15 protein-coding genes are annotated in these 17220 nt (G+C 71.8%); 1 reads left to right on the forward strand and 14 read right to left on the reverse strand.

Annotation, left to right across the window (positions count from 1 at the left end; translation table 11 throughout):
* Positions 1-9 precede the first annotated feature (9 nt).
* The 5 genes from AACH11_RS08765 to AACH11_RS08785 all read right to left on the reverse strand — a co-directional run bounded on the left by AACH11_RS08765 (position 10) and on the right by AACH11_RS08785 (position 5378).
* Positions 10-1128, reverse strand: a complete 1119-nt coding sequence (locus AACH11_RS08765) for an ABC transporter substrate-binding protein (RefSeq protein ID WP_341373829.1) — start codon at positions 1126-1128, stop codon at positions 10-12.
* A gap of 2 nt (positions 1129-1130) precedes the next feature.
* Entirely contained in the window at positions 1131-2234 is a 1104-nt protein-coding gene (locus AACH11_RS08770; protein ID WP_341373830.1) for an ABC transporter substrate-binding protein, read from the reverse strand.
* A gap of 104 nt (positions 2235-2338) precedes the next feature.
* Positions 2339-3565, reverse strand: a complete 1227-nt coding sequence (locus tag AACH11_RS08775; RefSeq protein ID WP_341373831.1) for a dienelactone hydrolase family protein — start codon at positions 3563-3565, stop codon at positions 2339-2341.
* Between the two features lie 255 nt (positions 3566-3820).
* The gene (locus AACH11_RS08780; protein WP_341373832.1) at positions 3821-4444 is read right to left on the reverse strand and encodes a DUF3226 domain-containing protein; all 624 of its coding nucleotides are present in this window, start codon (positions 4442-4444) and stop codon (positions 3821-3823) included.
* Position 4445: 1 nt separating this feature from the next.
* A complete protein-coding gene (locus tag AACH11_RS08785) occupies positions 4446-5378 on the reverse strand; it encodes an AAA family ATPase (RefSeq protein ID WP_341373833.1) in 933 nt (310 codons plus the stop codon).
* A 391-nt stretch (positions 5379-5769) separates the two neighbouring features.
* Here AACH11_RS08785 and AACH11_RS08790 point away from each other — a divergent pair, with 391 nt between their 5' ends.
* Entirely contained in the window at positions 5770-6786 is a 1017-nt protein-coding gene (locus tag AACH11_RS08790) for a Bug family tripartite tricarboxylate transporter substrate binding protein (protein WP_341373834.1), read from the forward strand.
* Positions 6787-6789: 3 nt separating this feature from the next.
* On the opposite strand, the gene AACH11_RS08795 is transcribed toward AACH11_RS08790, so the two are convergent.
* From AACH11_RS08795 to AACH11_RS08835, 9 genes are all read right to left on the reverse strand, one after another.
* Positions 6790-7485, reverse strand: coding sequence for an HAD family hydrolase (locus AACH11_RS08795; RefSeq protein ID WP_341373835.1), 696 nt, complete (start codon positions 7483-7485; stop codon positions 6790-6792).
* A 52-nt stretch (positions 7486-7537) separates the two neighbouring features.
* Positions 7538-9229 carry a glycerol-3-phosphate dehydrogenase/oxidase gene (locus AACH11_RS08800; protein WP_341373836.1) on the reverse strand — a complete coding sequence of 564 codons (1692 nt, stop codon included), beginning with the start codon at positions 9227-9229 and terminating at the stop codon, positions 7538-7540.
* Positions 9230-9342: 113 nt separating this feature from the next.
* Positions 9343-10947 (reverse strand): FGGY family carbohydrate kinase, encoded by a 1605-nt coding sequence (locus tag AACH11_RS08805; RefSeq protein ID WP_341373837.1) that lies wholly within the window; start codon positions 10945-10947, stop codon positions 9343-9345.
* A 100-nt stretch (positions 10948-11047) separates the two neighbouring features.
* Positions 11048-12004 (reverse strand): D-ribose ABC transporter substrate-binding protein, encoded by a 957-nt coding sequence (locus AACH11_RS08810; protein ID WP_341373838.1) that lies wholly within the window; start codon positions 12002-12004, stop codon positions 11048-11050.
* Positions 12005-12082: 78 nt separating this feature from the next.
* Positions 12083-13195, reverse strand: coding sequence for an ABC transporter permease (locus AACH11_RS08815; protein ID WP_341373839.1), 1113 nt, complete (start codon positions 13193-13195; stop codon positions 12083-12085).
* Between the two features lie 28 nt (positions 13196-13223).
* Positions 13224-14741: a sugar ABC transporter ATP-binding protein gene (locus AACH11_RS08820; RefSeq protein ID WP_341373840.1), complete on the reverse strand. Its 1518-nt coding sequence runs from the start codon at positions 14739-14741 to the stop codon at positions 13224-13226.
* Positions 14738-15448: a DUF2291 family protein gene (locus tag AACH11_RS08825; RefSeq protein WP_341373841.1), complete on the reverse strand. Its 711-nt coding sequence runs from the start codon at positions 15446-15448 to the stop codon at positions 14738-14740. Before AACH11_RS08825 ends, AACH11_RS08820 begins: the two co-directional genes overlap by 4 nt.
* 98 nt (positions 15449-15546) lie before the next feature.
* Positions 15547-16497 (reverse strand): sugar-binding transcriptional regulator, encoded by a 951-nt coding sequence (locus AACH11_RS08830; RefSeq protein ID WP_341373842.1) that lies wholly within the window; start codon positions 16495-16497, stop codon positions 15547-15549.
* 141 nt (positions 16498-16638) lie between these two features.
* Positions 16639-17220, reverse strand: a 582-nt coding sequence (locus AACH11_RS08835; protein WP_341373843.1) for an ISAs1 family transposase, incomplete at its 5' end; no start/stop codon positions are given.

Genomic DNA, 17220 nt, shown 5'->3' on the forward strand with positions numbered 1-17220 from the left:
GAGGCCGGCTCAGCGCAGGCTCAGCATGAAGGTGCCCTGCGGCTGGATCGGCAGGTAGCGGCGGTAGAAGTCGCGGTAGGTGGCGTCCGGGTCCAGATCGGCGAACAGCGTCGGGTACAGCGCCTTGGCCAGGTACTGCAGCAGGGCCGCATCCAGCACGCTGCGCGTGGCCCCGTGGTAGACGCCGTGCACGCGGCCGTCCTGCACCGCGGGCAGCGCCGACCAGCCGTGGCGCTGGGTGTAGCCCTGCAGACGGCGGCGGGCCTCGGCCTGGCCGATGCCGAAGCCCATCTGCATCGCGTCGGGTCGGCTCACGCTCTCATAGCCGGCCATCAGAACGACCTGTGGCCGCGAGGCCAGCAGCTGCTCGGGGTTGATCGTGCCCCAGTCCTTGACGAAGGGCGCGGCCACGTTGTCCCCGCTGACCAGCTCGGCCATGGCGCCCCACATGTTGCGGCCGTAGGTGTAGCTGTGCTCGGCCGGGCCCTTGTCGCCCAGCTCGATGTAGACCCGCGGCCGCGGCAGGCGGGCCTGGGCGATGCGCTGGCGCAGGCCGTCGACGGTCTTGCGGTAGTCGTCGGCGATGCGCTCGGCGCGGGCCGTCTCGCCGCTGATCTGGCCCAGCACGCGGGTGCTGGCCAGGTGGCGGTCCAGCGTCTGGGCGTTGTAGTCGACCACCACCACCGGGATGCCGGCCGCCTCCAGGCGCGGCACCTCGGAGGCCAGGGCCTTGAACTGCCAGTCGGCCAGGATGACCACGTCCGGCCGCGTGGCCAGCACCTTCTCGACCGAGAAGGTCTGGTCCTGCACGTTGCCGACGTCGGTGACGTCGCGCAACGTCGGGCGGGCGGCCGCGTACTGCTCCCAGACCACGGGGCGCGACTTGACGAACCAGCCCTTGGACATGCCCACCAGGCGGTCGTAGCCCTTGTCGCCGGCGATGGCGAACCAGTCCTCGACGTAGAAGCCGAGCATCACCCGCTTGGCGGGCAACTCCAGCGTGACCTCGCGGCCGGCCACGTCCTTGAGGGTGGTCGGCGCGGCGCCGGCCGTGACCGGGGCCAGGGTGCCGAGGGCGGACAGCAGAAGACCGGCCAGCAGGGCCGTGCGGCGTGCGGTGCGGGCCATGCTCACAGCCCCAGTCCGAAGCTGCCCTTGGCCAGCACCGGCAGGTAGCGCTGGTAGAAGCGGGTGTAGTTGGCCTGCGGATCCACGTCCTTGAACAGCGTCGGGTACATCGCCTTGGCCATGTACTGCACCATCGTGTAGTCCACCACCGTGCGGGATGCGCCCTGGTAGAGACCGTGCACGCGCTGGTTCTTCACGGCCGGCAGCTCGCTCCAGCCGGCCCGTTGGGTGAAGGCCTGCAGGCGCCGGGCCGATTGCGCCGGGTCCACGCCCTGGCCCATCAACATGGCCGTCGGGTTGCGGGTGGATTCGGTGCCGGCGATGAAGATCACCTCGGGCCGGCTGGCCAGCACCTTCTCCGGGTTCATCGGCCCATACCATTCGACGTAAGGGGCCGCGATGTTCTCGCCACCGGCCAGCACGCCCAGCTGGCCCCACATGCCCTTGCCGTAGCTGAAGCTGTATTCGGCCGGCCCCTTGTTGCCGAACTCGACATAGAAGCGCGGCTTGGGCAGGTGCGCTTGGGCGATGCGCGTCTCGACCTGGCGCACCGCGGTCCGGTACTCGGTGGCGATGGTGCGCGCCCGGGCCTCCTCGCCGGCGATGCGGCCCAGCAGCAGGGTGCTGGCCTCGTGATGGGCCGGCAGCTCCATGTTGTAGTCGACCACCACCACCGGCACGCCGGCGGCCTCCAGACGCTCGACATCAGGGCCCAGGCCCTTGTACTGCCATTCGGCCAGGATCAGCACGTCGGGCTTGAGCGCCAGCACCTTCTCGACCGAGAAGGTCTGCGCCTCCACCTCGCCGACGTCGGGCAGATCCTTCAGCGAGGGCCGATGGGCGCTGAACAACGCCCAGTTGGCCGGCCGCCAGCCTTCCCAGGCCTCGCGCGAGAAGCCGACCACGCGGTCGAAGGCCTTCTCGCCGCCGATGGCCATGTAGTCCTCGAAGTAGAAGCCCAGCAGCACCCGCTTGGCGGGCAGATCGACCTTGACCTGGCGGCCGACCACGTCCTTGAGGACCGTGGGCGCCGCGTGGGCGAGGGGCAGCAGCAGGGCGCTCAGGCCCAGGACACAGGCGCGGCGCGCCAGGGAGGACACGGACATCGGCAGACTTTCGGACGGCGGCCGCGGGGCGGCACGGGCAGTCCGACATCATAAATGCGAATCAGTCGCATATAGATTGACCGCCGGGGCTTGACGGGTGATCGTCAGCCCTGGCGCTGCAGCCAGTCGAAGGCCTGGTCCTGCCGCGCCACGTCGAACACATGGCCCTGCGGCCACCAGTGCGTGGCCAGTGCGGAGGCCGCGCCGCTGGCCTGCCAGATGCGGTGCATGCGGCCCCAGGCCTCGTCGACCACGGCCGGCGGGAACAGCGGGTCCTGCGCGCCGGCCTGCAGCAGCATCGGCCGCGGGGCGGCCAGCCCGGCCACGTCGGGATAGTCCAGGCAGCGGCCGATGCCGGGGTGCAGCATGGTGAAGGCCGACTGGCCGCGCAGCTGGTTGTTGCCCGGCACCATCAGGCCCTGCATCGTGGCCATCCAGCAGCAGGCCACGGTGGCCGTCACCTCGTCGCTGAGCGCGGCCAGCTGCCAGGCGCGGAAGGCGCCCATCGAGAAGCCGACGGCCGCCACGCGCCGTCGGTCGACCTGCGGCAGACTGGCCAGGAACTGCACCGCGCGCAGGTCTTCCCAGGCGATCAGGCCGGCCCAGCTCTGGCCCAGGTTCATCAGGTTGCAGGCCAGGGCCTGCTGGGACTCGCGCTGGAAGCCGGGCACGCTGCGGTCGCCCCAGCCCAGCGCATCGACCGACAGCACCACATGGCCGCGGCGGGCCAGCTCGTCGCCGGGAAAGCGCCCGCCGAAGTAGCGGGCGGCCCAGCCGCGGGCGGCCTCCTCGCGGGCCGGATCGCCCCAGGGCTCGACCATCTTCTCCTTGCCGATGTCGAAGCGGCTGCCGTGGTCGTGCAGCACCAGCGCGGCCGGATGCGGCCCGCGCGCCTTGGGCTCCAGCAGCAGCGCGAACACGCGGCTGTCGGCCGTCAGCTGCAGGCTCAGCCGCAGCGCGCGATAACTTCCACGGTCGACGGCATCGAGCACCGTGGCCTGCCAGGGCGGGGCGTCGGTGTCCGGCGGCAGCATCAGGGCGCGGGCGGCGGCGCGGCCGGCGCTGCGCCAGTCTGACGGCGAGACACCCTCGCGCCAACCGTGGCTGAAGCGCATGCGGGCGCGCAGCGGCTCGAAGAAGACGGGCAGGGCGTTGTCGGCGGCGGTCAGGCCGGTGCGCTGGGCGGTGTCGGACAGGGTGGTGGTGGTGGCGTTGACGGCGGTGGGCGGTGCGGGTGTCGAGCCCGGGCTGGCCGGGGTGGCGGCGGGTGATGCCGGTGCCGCGGTGGCCTGTGCCGTGGCTGCACTGGATGCGCCCAGGACCCAGGGCATGGAGGCGGCCCGGCCCAGCCAGTGACGGCGGGTGGCGGACGCCGGGACGGCGGCGGGAACCGGGGCGTCGGGGGCATGGGCGTCCGGTGCGGTGACCGCCGGTGTGCCGGCGGTCGCGCTCGCCGTCGCGGCTTCGGCGACGCGCCGAAACGTTTTGTGATTTTGCATGAAACGATGTTCCGATGAATGCCGCGCATGCTAGGTGCATGGCGTGGCGTGGAACATCGGGGTGAGCCCGGGGCCGGGGCTCGGGGCTCAGGCGGGGCTCTGCAGCGCCTCGTCGAGGATGGCGTCGAAGCGGGCCAGCAGCGTCGCCATCTGCTGCCGCACCACGCGCTCCTGGCTCAGGGCCATGCCCAGGCGTGCCTTGTTGTAGACGCCGGTGCCGGCCAGCCAGACCTGCAGCCAGGCCTTGTCGCGCTGCGCCTGCGTCTTGGGTGCGCGCTGCGGGCTGATGCAGGCCTCCCAGTGGTCCGCACAGGTGTGAGCGGGGTCCTGGCCCGGTGCCAGTTCCCGGGCCAGGGTCTCCAGGCCGCCGGCACGCTGGGGATCGGGCAGCACGTGGATCCGGCTCGTCCAGCCGTGTGCCTGTGCAATCCCGGACAGGTGGTCCGGCAAGGCCATGTCCGCGGCCGTGCACTCCTCGGCGTCCAGCACCACGCAGACGTGGCGGATGCCGGAGCCGCCGGATTCATAACGCAGGTCATCGAGCGCCTGCGCCAGACGATCACGTCCGCCGGCCTCGCGCAATTCGATGTCGGCGTCGCCCAGGCCGCGCTGCCGACGCAGCAGGCTGAGGATCTCGTGTTCGTCCTTGCCCTCGCACAGGATGACGCGGGCCGACTGCAGCGGACGGTCGGCGGTGCGCGGCGCGGCCATCTCAGCGCACCTCGCGGTCCTGGTCGATCAGGCGCTGCAGGCGCGGGACGTCGATCCGCACGGCCTCGACGTTGTCGTCGGCCGTCCGCTCCAGCCGGATGACCTGGAACAGCTCCGGCGTGTCCGCGAAGACCTCGCTGGCGGCACGCAGCGCGTCCCAGCTGTGGGTGGTCATCAGCGTCTGTACCTGACGCTCCTGGGCCACGGCACGCACGCCCTGGAACAGGGTCGGCAGCGCGCTGTAGTGGATGCTGTTCTCGATCTCGTCGATCAAGGCCAGCGAGGCGTCCGAGACCAGCAGTTCGCTGAACAGGTGGACCAGGCGGCTGAAGCCGTGGCCCAGGTGGGACAGGGGCAGGGCTTGGGGGACGCCGTCGAGTTCTGCGTATAGGCGTTGCTCGCCGTCGGGAGCAATCGCGTCAAGGCTTATAAGCCTTGGTTCGATACTTCGTAAAAGACCCAATAGGGCTTGCTTTTTGCGACCAAAGACTACTTGGCCCCACAAGTCCACGAAGCGCGACTGAAACGGCAGGAAAAGCGGAAGACCCAAGCAGATCGGCGGCTTTTCGCCGGATGGATAAAGGATAGCCGAAGCTGTGTGCCCTTTAGCTACTTGCCTTATAGCAGTGAATCTTCCTTCGGCTGTTCCTCGCGCAGCGATGCCATAGTCTCTGCCATTGGCGGAGGCCTGCAGTAAATACCGGGCGCGACCGCACACGGCTCCGATCAATCTCTGAGCGTCACCTTCATCTTGGGAGCGGAAATCAGCAGAAACCTTCTCCCTAAAGGCGAACAACACCGCCTCCAGCAACGACGTCTTCCCCACGTTCTGTCCGCCGATCACCAGATTGACCGGGCAGAAACCGTCGATCCGCGTGTCACGGAATCCCTTGAAGTTCTGGATGTGGACGGACTCCAGCATGGTGGCGCTCATGAGGGTGCAGGACAGGGTGCGGTTCCGCACTCTAGCCCAAGCCGTGCGCCGAGGTGCCCGCGCTCCGGCCGAGCCGCGGAGTCTGAGGCAAGGCGGCGTGGGCCCGTGCCCGCTCTCCCAGGCCGCTTCTCCTGCGCACCGCGAGCCGGGCCACGCCGGCTCGATGCGCCGATGAAGGCGTGGCTCACCGCCTTCGCGCCGGGCCGGGCACCGAAGTCCCCCACCGCCGGTCCACGGGACTACCCTGGCCCCACCGAAAAGTGCCAGCGAATCTCCGATTCGTTCAGTGGCCTGCGCCAGGCCTGCTTCTACGCTGCGCGCCGTGCAGGACGGCCCCGGATCCCGAGCCGGGCGTCGTCCGCCACGCAGACCGACAGCCCTGGAGACGACCATGTTCACCTCGCGCAGCCCTGGCCATGCCGGCCGGGTCTCCCGTTCCCTGCGGACCGCGCTGGCCGCGTTGACGATGGGGGCCGCGGCGGCCCTCGTCGGCGCGCCGGCGGCGGCCCAGTCCTGGCCCGCGCGGCCGATCACCGTCATCGTGCCGGTGCAGCCGGGGGCGACCCACGATTCCTTCATCCGCCTGATCGCGCCGCGGCTGACGGCCGTGCTCGGCCAGCCGGTGATCGTCGAGAACCGCAACGGCGGCGGGCAGAGCATCGGCACGCTGGCCGCGGCACGCGCCAGGCCGGACGGCCACACGCTGCTGCTGGCCTCGAACGCGCCGTTCACCGTCAACCCGGTGGTCTCCAAGGTCGGCTACGACCCGGTGGGCGACTTCGTGCCGATCATCCACGTCGGCCACAACTCGCTGGTGCTGCTGACGCACCCGGGCCTGCCGGCGAAGTCGGTGCCCGAGCTGATCGCGCTGGCCAGGGCGCGCAAGGGCCAGTTGCTGGCCGGCAGTTCGGGCAACGGCTCGACCGCGCATCTGGCGCTGTCGCAGTTCAGCGCGCTGGCCCAGGTCGACATCACCCACGTGCCCTACAAGGGCGGCCCGGCCGTGCTCAACGATCTGGTCAGCGGGCAGGTGGACATGGCCTTCGCCGGCCCGACGGCGGCCATGTCCATGGTCAAGGAAGGCCGGCTGCGCATGCTGGCGGCCACCGGTGCGCGGCGCTCGGCCTTCCTGCCCGAGCTGCGCACGATGGCCGAGCAGGGCGTGCCGGGCTTCGCCGTCGATGTCTGGTTCGGCTTCTTCGCGCCCAAGGGCACGCCGCGCGACATCGTGCAGCGGCTCAACACCGAGATCGCCCGCATCGTCAAGGATCCTGAGGTAACCCGGCAGATGATGACCATCGGCATGGAACCCGACAGCTCCACGCCCGAGCAGTTCGCGGCGCAGATCAAGGCCGAGATCCCGGTCTGGCGCCAGATCGTCACCCAGGCGGGCGTGACGCCGGACTGAGGATCAGCCGCGGCGCTGGCGCAGCCCGGCACCGGCGCGCTCGACCAGATCGAGCGAGAACCCGGTCATCTCGTCGATGCGCACGTCGGCCAGGGCCAGCACGTCCTCGGCCAGCGGGAACTCGGGGCCGGGCGCGGCGATGATGCCCATGCCGGCCGCGTGCAGCGAGCGGATGCCGTTGCCGGAGTCCTCGACGCCGACGGCATGCGCCGGATCGACGCCGATCTTGGCCAGCACGTCCAGGTAGATGTCGGGCGCCGGCTTGCCGTGGGCCACGTCGTCGCCATAGGTGGCGGCCAGGAAGACCTGGTCGAGGCCGGTCACGCGCATCACGTGGCGGGCGATCTCGTTGGGCGAGCCCGAGGCCAGCGCCACCTTGTAGCGCGAGGCGGCCAGGCGCACGGCGGCGATGGCGCCCTCGCGCTCGGGCAGCTTCGCCTCGTACTTGGCCAGCAGGCGGGCCTTGATCTCGCGCGCGATGGCGGCCTCGTCCATGCCCAGGCGTTCGCGCAGCTGCAGGCGCTCGACCATGATGTGCGACCACAGCGCGGTGTTGCAGCCCATCACCGATTCCTGGTCTTCGGCGCTCCAGACCATGCCGTGGTCGCGCGCGAAGTCCTCGCGCGCCTCGCGCCACAGCACTTCGGAATCGATGAGGATGCCGTCCATGTCGAAGATGACGGCCTGGATGTCGCTCATGGTGGGGATGCTCCTGGGGATGGGGGTGAGGAATCGGCAGGATGACCGCGCTTCATGCCGCGATCGTGTCGGTCGTCTCGCGCAGGCGCTGCAGCGCCGCGCGTTCGGTGGTGACCAGGGCGGCGTAGGCCTGCAGCTCGCGCTGCACGTCGGCCTCGCTCCAGCCGGCCCAGGGCGCGATCAGGCGGGCGGCGTCGGGGGCCAGGGCCAGCGCGCCGTCGGCGGCCTCGATCGACAGATGGGTGCGGCGCACCAGCACGTCGATCAGGCTGTGGGCGCCCTCGGCCACCACCGCATGCACCAGCTCGGCGGCCAGGTACTGCGGCGCGCCGGCCAGTGGCCGGCCGAGCGCGGGGTCGAGCGCGGCCAGCCGCAGCAGGTCGCGCACGCGGTCGCCGTGGCGCTGCAGCAGGCGGCCGGCATCGGCCGGGCTCAGGCCCGTCTGACGGGCGATCTGCGGGGCACTGTCGCGCACGGCGGCCCAGTCGGTGGCGCCCACCAGCGGCAGGCGGTCGGTGGTCGAGCCGGTGGTGATGCCCAGCGGGCGGATGGCCGCGTCCACCGCGTCGGCGGCCATGCGGCGGTAGGTGGTGTACTTGCCGCCGACGATGGTCGTCAGGCCGGCCGGGCCTTCGATCACCGCATGGTCGCGCAGCAGGGCCGAGGTGGTGTCGGCATCGCCCACCGGCTTGAGCAGCGGGCGCAGGCCGGCGAAGGTGCCCAGCACGTCGGCACGCGTCACCTTGTGCTGCAGGTAGGCGTTCAGGTTGTCCAGCAGGTAGTCGATGTCGGCGGCCTCGGCCACCGGGCGCGACTTGTCGCCGTGCCAGGGCGTGTCGGTGGTGCCGACCAGCCAGTAGCCGTACCAGCGGCGGGCGATGATCACCGAATCGGTGGCGCGCGCCAGGATGCCGGTGTCCGACTGCAGCGCCTCGGGCCGCAGCAGCAGGTGCACGCCCTTGGCCGGCTGCACGCGGAAGGTGTTGGCGCCGGCGCGCTGCTGGATCTCGTCGGCCCAGATGCCGGTGGCGCTGACCACCGCGCGGGCCTTCAGCGCATGGCGCTGGCCGCTCAGCCGGTCCTCGACGACGATGCCGCTGACGCGCTCGCCGTCCTTGAGGAAGTCGACCAGCGGCGCGCGGGTGATCACGCGCGCGCCGCGGCCCGCGGCCGAGCGCACCACGGCCAGCGTGTGGCGCGCGTCGTCCATCAGCGCGTCGTGGTACTGGATGCCGCCCAGCACGCGCTGCGCGTCGATCGACGGCACGTGGCGCTGCAGGCCGCGGCGGCCGAAGTGGCGCTGGCGCGGCACCGCCCGGCCCTTGAGGCCGAACAGGTCGTAGAGCGTGACGCCGGCGCCCACATAGGGCCGCTCCCACCAGGCATGGGTCAGCGGGTAGAGGAAGGACTCGGGCCGCGCCATGTGCGGGCACAGCACCTTGACCATCAGGTCGCGCTCCTGGATCGCGTGGGCCACCAGCTTGAAGTTCAGCTGCTCCAGATAGCGCAGGCCGCCGTGGAAGGTCTTGCCCGAGCGCGACGAGGTGCCGATGGCGATGTCGCCGGCATCGACCAGCACCACCGACAGGCCACGCGCGGCGGCGTCCAGCGCCACGCCGGCGCCGGTCACGCCGGCGCCGATGACCAGCAGGTCGGCCGTTTGCTGCGTGGCGGCGGCCAGGTCACGCGCCCGCTGGGCCGGGTGCAGCCAGGTGGGGTCGGCATGGGCCAGCGCGCGGGCCATGGCGGGCGGGATCGGGGGGGCGGTGGGGTCCATCATGGGTGAGGGTGCGCCGGATGGCGGCTGCGGGTGTGCGGCGGCGTCCGCGATGGGGAGGCCCCGCGGGGCGCGGTCGGTCATCGGTCCTCCTGCGGCGCGGCGGCGGTGTGGGCCTGCCGGCTCTCGGCCAGGGCGTGCCAGGGCGCGCGTGCCTGTCGGATCATGTGCTGGTAGTGGCGGTGGATGTCGTCATAGATCGGGATGTGGGCGGCCACCGGTGCGGTGCAGTCGGGGTCGAGGTAGGCGTCGACCCACTGCGGCAGCGCGGCGCGCACGTCGGGCTGCACGCCGACGGCCACCGCGGCCATGATGGCGGCACCGGCAGCCCCGCATTCCTCGCGGTGGGACACGCGCACCGGCCGGCCGGTGACCGAGGCCAGCAGCTGGCGCAGGGCCGGGCTGCGGGCGGCGCCGCCGGACAGGCGGATCTCCTCGGGCAGCGGGCCCAGGGCATCGAAGCAATCCCGTGCGGCCAGCGCGATGCCCTCGTAGACGGCGCGCGCCAGCCCGGCCACGCCGAGCGCGGCGCTGAAGCCGCCGAGCTGCGCCCGCGCGTGCGGATCGACGAAGGGCCCGCGCTCGCCGCTGTCGGCGATGCAGGGCAGGTAGATGGCCTGGGCCGGTGGGGCCTGCTGCACCAGCGTGTCCAGCCGCTCCAGCAGCTGCGCGCGCGGCGGCACGGCGGCGCCGGCCAGCTCGGCCGCACCGCCCAGCAGGCCCAGCAGCCAGTCGATGTTGAGCGTGGCCGCCATGTGCGAGACCAGGCGCAGGCGCAGCCCCGGCTGCGGCAGCGCGATGGTGTAGCCGGCCTCGGCGCTGGGCCGCAGGCCGGCCAGATCGTCGGTGGCCCAGCCGTGCATGCCGGTGCTGCCCAGCACCGAGCAGCCGACGCGGCGCAGGGCGCCCTGTGCGTCCCAGGCCAGGCCGCCGGCACCCAGCACGCACAGCGGCACGTCCATCAGCGGCAGCGCCACCGGCAGGCCGGCGCGCAGGCCACATTCGGCCGCGGCCTGCGGCGTCAGCGGCGCGGTCTGCCGCGTACCGTCGGTGATGGGCGGCAGCAGGTGGCGCAGCGGCAGCAGGCCCAGCTCGCGCAGCGTGTCGTCGGCGTAGTCGAGGGTGCGGAAGTCGCCGAAGGTGTAGACGCTCTCGCAGGGGCTGCCGGCGCGCACGCCGGTGGCCTTGAAGTACAGCCAGTCCTTGCCGTGCAGGGCCGTGGTGGCGCGGGCCAGGCGCTCGGGCTGGTGTTTCGCGAGCCACAGCAGCTGGCCGCTCTGCAGCGAGGGCGTCAGCGCGTTGCCGCTGCGCTCGGCCACCGTGGTGCCGGCGGCACTGGCGCGCAGGGCCTGCACCTCGGAGCGGCTGCGGGCATCCAGCCACAGCAGGGCGGGGCCGACGGGGCGGCCCTCGGCATCGATCAGCCAGGTGCCGTCGCCCTGGGCCGTGGCCGCCAGCGCGATCGCGCGCTGCGCCAGGCCGTCGACGCGCTGGCCGAGCGCGCGCAGGGTGGCGGCGGTGGCGGCCCAGGTGGCGTCCATGTCCTGCTCGGCCGCGCCGTCGGGGCCGGTCAGCACGCGGTTGGGCGTGCTGGCCATGGCCAGCTGGCGGCCCTGCAGGTCGAAGGCCACGGCCTTGATGACCGAGGTGCCGGCGTCCACGCCGATGATCAGGTCGCGTTGCATCGCGTCAGCTTGTGCGTGAAGTGAGGGGACGGCGGCCGCCCGCACGGCGGCCGCGCACGCGGGTGGGCGCGCAGGGCGGCCGCCGGCGGCAGGCCGTGGCTTACTTGTCGAGCACGAAGGGCGCCGAGTACTTCGCGGCATTGGCCTTGGTGATCAGCAGGCAGTCGAACAGCTGCTTCTCGGTCTTGGCGCCGGTCTTGCCGGTGCGGATGACGCTGTCGGCCTGCTGCACGGCGGCGGCCGAGAACACGGCCACCGGCTGCAGCACGGTGTAGGCCAGATCGCCGGCCTTGACCGCGGCCACCGCATCGGGCGAGCCATCGAAGCCGCCGACGACCATGCCCTTCATCTTGCCGGCCTTCTTCAGCGCGGCGATCGCGCCGAGCGCCATCTCGTCGTTGCCGCTGATCACGCCCTTGATGTCGGGGTTGGCCTGCAGCATGGACTGCATCTTGTTGTGGCCCTGGGTGCGGTCCCAGTTGGCGACCTCGGAGCCGGCCTTGACCAGATCCGGGTACTGGCCCAGCACCGTCTTGAAGCCGTTGGAGCGGGTGGCCGCGTTGTTGTCCGACGGCGCGCCGAACAGCTCCACGTACTTGCCCTTGCTGCCCATCGCCTCGGCCCAGGCCTGGGCGCCGAGCGCCGCACCCTGGGCGTTGTTCGACACCAGCTGCGCCTTGGCCAGGCCTTCCTTGTTGATCTCGGCATTGACCAGGATGACCGGGATCCTGGCGGCCACCGCCTTCTGCACCGCACCGACCGAGCCGCTGGCGTTGGCCGGATCCAGGATGATGGCCACCGACTTGTTGGTGATGGCGGTGTCGATCAGCCGGCTCTCGTTGTTGGTGTCGCCGGTGTGGGCGCTGACCACGGCGGTGTAGCCCAGCTTCTCGGCCGTGGCCTTGGCCACGTTGCCCTCGGTCAGCCAGTAAGGATTGGCCGGGTCGTTGACGATGATGGTGATCAGGCCCTTGCCCTGGGCCAGGGCGCTGGAGCACATCAGCGGCGCCGCCAGCAGGGCGGCCAGCACGGTGCGGCGGGTGGACAGCTTGGTCATGGGGTTCAGTCTCCGGGGTCGTTGTGGACAGAAGAGGTGCCGCGGCTGCGGCGGGCTTGCGTCAGACGCGTCGGGTGATCAGGCCGGCGTGCCCGTCTGAGGCGAAGTGGGGGCCGGTGCGGCCGGCGGCGCAGGCTTGCGCGGCGCCCGGCGGCCGTACTGGATCGAGTTCAGCAGCACCGCCAGCACGATCACCGCACCGGTGAAGACGGTCTGCCAGTACGAGGACACGCCGATGATCACCAGACCATCGGAGAGAAAGCCGATGACGAAGGCGCCCAGCAGCGTGCCGCCGACGGTGCCGCGGCCGCCGGTCAGCGCCGCGCCGCCGACCACCACGGCGGCGATCGCCGTCAGCTCGTAGGTGGTGCCGGCGGTGGGGCCGGCCGAGGTCAACTGCGACGACAGCACCAGGCCGGCGAGCGCCGCCAGCACGCCCGACAGCATGTAGACCGTCATCGTCGTGCGCCGCACCGGCACGCCGGAGAGCTCGGCGGCGCGGGCATTGCCGCCGGTGGCGTAGATCCAGCGGCCCAGCGGCGTGCGCTTGAGCAGCAGCATGCCGAGCGCGGCCACGGCGCCCAGCACCCACACGCCGACGGGCACGCCGGCCAGCGTGTCGAAGCCCAGCCAGTGGAAGCCGGTGTTGCCCAGCTCGGGCTTGCCGGCCAGCTCGTTGAAGGTCAGGCCATTGGTCAGCAGCAGCGCGAAGCCGCGCGCCACGTACATCACGCCCAGCGTGGCGACGAAGGCCGGCACCTTCAGGAAGGCGATCAGCAGGCCGTTGACGGCGCCCACCGCCGCGCCGAGCGCACAGGTCGCCAGCACCACGACCCAGACGGGCGGATACAGGATCACGCCGCTGCCTTCGAGCGTCACGCCCTGCATCAGCCAGCCGGCGACCACGCCGCACAGGCCGAGCGTGGAGCCCACCGACAGGTCGATGCCGCCGGTCAGGATGACCAGCAGCATGCCGATGGCCAGCAGCCCGAAGATGGCCACGTGGGACGACATGATCAGGAAGTTGTCGGTCGAGAAATAGACCGGCGACAGCATCGAGAACGCGATGACGATGGCGATCAGCGCGAAGAAGGCGCGGCCTTCGAGCAGGATGCGCAGCGGATCGACGGGGGCGGACGCCCGGGCGGCCGGGGGGGCCGTGGGGGCCGGATTCTGGGCAGCGGTGGTCATGGAAGTCGCTCAGATGTGAGGTCAGGCGTCACGCGACCACGGCTTCGCCGGAGGCGGCCATGATCATGTCCTTGGTGGCATCGGCGCCGAACTCGGCCGCGATGCGGCCGCGTCGCATGACGACGATGCGGTGGGCCACGCCCAGGCATTCACTGACCTCGGAGGTGGAGAACACCACCGCCAGGCCGCGCCGGGCCCGCTCGGCCAGCAGCTTGAACACCTCGGCCTTGGCGCCGATGTCGATGCCGCGGCTGGGTTCGTCCAGCAGCAGCACGCGGGGATGGGTGGCCAGCATCTTGCCGATCACCACCTTCTGCTGGTTGCCGCCCGACAGCGAGCCGATGGCCGCGTCGCCGCCATCGGTCTTGACGGTGACGTCGCGGATCGAGGCCTCGACCAGCGCGCGTTCCCGTCCGGGTGAGGTGAACAGCCCGCGGACGAAGGCGCCGATGCTGGCCAGCGTCAGGTTCTGGCCGACGCTCATGGTCTGCACCAGGCCGTCGCGCTGGCGGTCCTCGGGTACCAGGGCCAGGCCGCGGGCGATGCGCCCGGCGATGCCGAGCCCGGCCAGGTCCTCGCCGCACAGCCGGGTGCTGCCCTCGGCCAGCGCGGTGCGGCCGGCCACGGCCTCCAGCAGCTCGGTGCGGCCGGCGCCCATCAGGCCGTAGATGCAGACGATCTCGCCGGCGCGCACGTCCAGCGACAGATGGTCGACCACCTCGGCGCCCGAGGCCTCGGTCACCACCGCATCGCGGATCGACAGCGCGACCTCGCCGAAGGCGTAGCCGGTGGGCGGGCGGCCCAGGTCGTAGTGGTCGCCGACCATGTGGCGCACGATCCAGGGCAGGTCGATCTCGGCGCGCGGGGCGCGCGCGGTCATCGTGCCGTCGCGCAGCACCACCGCGTGGTCGGTGATCTGCAGCGCCTCTTCCAGATGATGCGAGATGTAGACGATGGACACGCCGCGCGCGGTCAGGTCGCGGATGACCTTGAACAGCGACTCGACCTCGGTGGCCGACAGCGCCGAGGTGGGCTCGTCCATGATCAGGATGCGGCTGTCGGCCGACAGCGCCCGCGCGATCTCGACGATCTGCTGCTGGCCCAGGCGCAGTTCGCCGACCGGCGTCAGCGGGTCGATGTCCTCCTCCAGCTCGGCCATCAGCGCGCGGGTGCGGCGCGCCTGCTCGGCATCGTCGACCAGACCGGCGCGGTCGCGCAGCTCGCGGCCCATGAAGATGTTGTCGCGCACCGTCAGGTTGGGCGCCAGGCACAGCTCCTGGTGGATGATGGCGATGCCGCGTGCGCGCGCCTCGTCGGCCGAGCCCAGCACCACCGGTTCGCCGTCCAGCACGATCTCGCCCGAGCTCGGCGTGATCACGCCCGAGAGGATCTTCATCAGCGTGGACTTGCCCGCGCCGTTCTCGCCGAACAGCGTGGTGACCTGACCGCGGTGGATGTCGAAGTTCACGCCCTTGAGCGCCTGCACGCTGCCGTAGCGCTTGGCCACGTGGCGGGCCGACAGCACGATCTCGCGCCCGCCGCTCATGACGCGTCCTTCACCGTCAGGCGCACCGGCGTCAGCAGCCAGGCCTGCGGGTTGATCAGCTGGAACACGCCGATGCCCTCGACGCGGCGGCCGCTCAGCCGCTCGCGGTCGAGGCCGGCCAGCACCTGCGCCTTGATCTGCTCGTTGAGCGCGGCGCCGGCGTCCTGGTACTCGATCTGGTTGGTGAACTGGCCGAACTCGATGGTGCCGGTGGCGTCGCGCACATCGGTGCCGTTGATCGCCGGGCCGGTCTGCACGCGCAGCGCCAGGCCGGCCGGCAGCCCCTCACCGGTGACGTTGGCAATGCCCGAGCGCAGCTCGCCGACGGTGCCGCTGAAGCGGACGGCGAAGATCGGCCCCACGCTGCCGGGCTTGCCGTACTTCTGGCCGGCGGCGGCCTTGTCCTCGGCGAGCGCGGCGGCCAGCGTGGTGGCGTCGACCGCGGCGGTCTCGATGGCCGCGCGCTGGGCCGGGAAGGTCTTGCGGCCCCAGGCTTCGGCCGAGAAGGCGCCGGCGCGCTGGTCCTCGGTCGAGCCGATGCGCACCACGCGGGTGTCGAGGGCGGCGGCCGTCAGCAGGCCCAGCAGCACGGCGGGCAGCAGCAGGCGGCGTGCCGGATGGCGTACCGGGGGGCGGGCAGCTCCAGCACCGGTGCGGGGGCCGGCGGCGGCGCGGTCGCGTTCAGGCCCGGACAGGGTGGGCGTCATCGTGTCTCCTTCGGATGCGGGCATGCGGCGGCGCACCCCGGTCTGTGCGGGGCGTCAGCGCCTGGCGGGGAAATCGGGTCGGGGCGCTGGGCCGGGGCTCAGTCCACGCGCACCAGCCGCTGCGCCGTGGCCTCGTCGACGATCAGGCCGGTGATCAGGCCGGTGGCCAGCACGGCGCGCAGGGCCTCGGCCTTGTCGAGGCCGCCGGCCACGGCCAGCACGTCGCGGCCGCGCAGGTCGTCGAGCGCGGCGCCGACGGCGCGCTCGTTCATCTCGCAGGCCACCGGCCGGCCCTGCGCATCGACGAAGCAGCCGGCGATCTCGCCGACGGCGCCGGCGGCCTGCAGCACGCGCAGTTCCTCGGCCGTCACCGAGTGGTTGCGCAGCAGCTGGGTGCCGGGGCCCAGTTCACCGACGCCCACCACGCACAACTGGCATTCACGCACCAGGCCCAGCACGTGCTGCACGCCGCGCTGGGCGCGCAGCACCTGGGCATCGGCGCGGCTGTCGGCCAGGAAAGGCACCGGCATGAAATAACACTCGGCCTGGGTGCGCTCGGCCAGCTTGGCGATCAGGTCGTAGGGGTTGGCGGCCGAGCGCCGGGTCAGGCTGCCCAGCAGCGAGACGAAGCGCAGGTCCTGCCGCGTGGTCGCCGGCAGGCGCTCGACCATCGCCGCCAGCGTGCGGCCGTGGCCCACGCCGATGGTCAGCGGGCCGGGCGCCTCCAGTGCGCGGGCCAGTTGGTGGGCGGCGGCCACGGCCAGCGCCGCCACCGGGCCGACGGAGTCGTCGATCGCCGGGTCGGTGGCGGGCACCACGGTGCAGCGCTTGAGGCCGTGGCGGGCGATCAGCTGTTCTTCCAGCGCGATGCACTCGGCCGGCACGCCTTCGACGAAGAACTTGACCATGCCGCTCTGCGCGGCGGCGGCGATCAGGCGCTGCACCTTCATGCGCGAGACGCCCAGGCGCTCGGCGATCTGTTCCTGGGTCTGCCCGCCCACATGGGCGAGCCAGGCGGCGCGCAGGGAAAGGCTCTGTTCGGGGTCCATGGCGGCGGGCGAGGGGCTTGAACGAATGATCGGCATTTGAACGCTTGTTCAAACGGCGCGCAATCGCGGGTTTTCCCCCCGGGCGGGCGGCGCCCGTGCCGCCCGTGTCGTCCGCACGGGCGTCCGCCCAGGGCGATTGCATTAGCCCGCAGCCGGATCCTGTGGTTGAAGCGCTGAGCACGGCGTCAGGCCGAACAAGCCCTGCAGGTAGTCGTCGCTCCAGCCCATCCGCTTGCGCTTGGTCTTCTGGCTGCCCTTGCCGACGTCCAGCTTGATCTGGTTCTGCGCGATGCGCCGCAGCGTGGCCATGTTGTGTGGGCCGTGGGCGCGCCGGATCAGACACTCATCTTCCCGGTAATTCACGTCCAGCACCCAGTGGCAATCGTTCTCGATCGACCAGTGCGCCCGGACGGTGGCGTTGAAGGTTTGCGCGTCGAGCACATCGGAGCTGATGTAGTAACGCCAGCTCTGCTGGGCTGGCTCGGCGCCGCGCGCTGCGTAGCGCCCTGCACGCACCTGTTGGCGCATGGACTGCACGCAGGCCACGCTGCGCACCCCGGGCCAGTCCTGCAGCACCTGCGCGATGGCGCCCAGGTCATGGCATACCACGCAGCGGCGGGTCTCGATTCGACCGTGGCCCTTGTCGACCTCGCTGTGCTCGTGCCAGGTGCGCCCGTCTGCCCTGGCCGGGGCCTGATCCAGCAGGCCCTGTACCGCCTCGGC

It is taken from the genome of Pseudaquabacterium rugosum (assembly GCF_038066575.1).
Taxonomy (GTDB): Bacteria; Pseudomonadota; Gammaproteobacteria; order Burkholderiales; family Burkholderiaceae_C; genus Pseudaquabacterium; species Pseudaquabacterium rugosum.

What these genes read in the sequence shown, in the direction of transcription:
- AACH11_RS08765 (WP_341373829.1), bottom strand. Translation starts at nt 1,128, where the DNA reads ATGGCCCGCACCGCACGCCGCACGGCCCTGCTGGCCGGTCTTCTGCTG.
- AACH11_RS08770 (WP_341373830.1), bottom strand. Translation starts at nt 2,234, where the DNA reads ATGTCCGTGTCCTCCCTGGCGCGCCGCGCCTGTGTCCTGGGCCTGAGC.
- AACH11_RS08775 (WP_341373831.1), bottom strand. Translation starts at nt 3,565, where the DNA reads ATGCCCTGGGTCCTGGGCGCATCCAGTGCAGCCACGGCACAGGCCACC.
- AACH11_RS08780 (WP_341373832.1), bottom strand. Translation starts at nt 4,444, where the DNA reads ATGGCCGCGCCGCGCACCGCCGACCGTCCGCTGCAGTCGGCCCGCGTC.
- AACH11_RS08785 (WP_341373833.1), bottom strand. Translation starts at nt 5,378, where the DNA reads ATGAGCGCCACCATGCTGGAGTCCGTCCACATCCAGAACTTCAAGGGA.
- AACH11_RS08790 (WP_341373834.1), top strand. Translation starts at nt 5,770, where the DNA reads ATGTTCACCTCGCGCAGCCCTGGCCATGCCGGCCGGGTCTCCCGTTCC.
- AACH11_RS08795 (WP_341373835.1), bottom strand. Translation starts at nt 7,485, where the DNA reads ATGAGCGACATCCAGGCCGTCATCTTCGACATGGACGGCATCCTCATC.
- AACH11_RS08800 (WP_341373836.1), bottom strand. Translation starts at nt 9,229, where the DNA reads ATGGCCCGCGCGCTGGCCCATGCCGACCCCACCTGGCTGCACCCGGCC.
- AACH11_RS08805 (WP_341373837.1), bottom strand. Translation starts at nt 10,947, where the DNA reads ATGCAACGCGACCTGATCATCGGCGTGGACGCCGGCACCTCGGTCATC.
- AACH11_RS08810 (WP_341373838.1), bottom strand. Translation starts at nt 12,004, where the DNA reads ATGACCAAGCTGTCCACCCGCCGCACCGTGCTGGCCGCCCTGCTGGCG.
- AACH11_RS08815 (WP_341373839.1), bottom strand. Translation starts at nt 13,195, where the DNA reads ATGACCACCGCTGCCCAGAATCCGGCCCCCACGGCCCCCCCGGCCGCC.
- AACH11_RS08820 (WP_341373840.1), bottom strand. Translation starts at nt 14,741, where the DNA reads ATGAGCGGCGGGCGCGAGATCGTGCTGTCGGCCCGCCACGTGGCCAAG.
- AACH11_RS08825 (WP_341373841.1), bottom strand. Translation starts at nt 15,448, where the DNA reads ATGACGCCCACCCTGTCCGGGCCTGAACGCGACCGCGCCGCCGCCGGC.
- AACH11_RS08830 (WP_341373842.1), bottom strand. Translation starts at nt 16,497, where the DNA reads ATGGACCCCGAACAGAGCCTTTCCCTGCGCGCCGCCTGGCTCGCCCAT.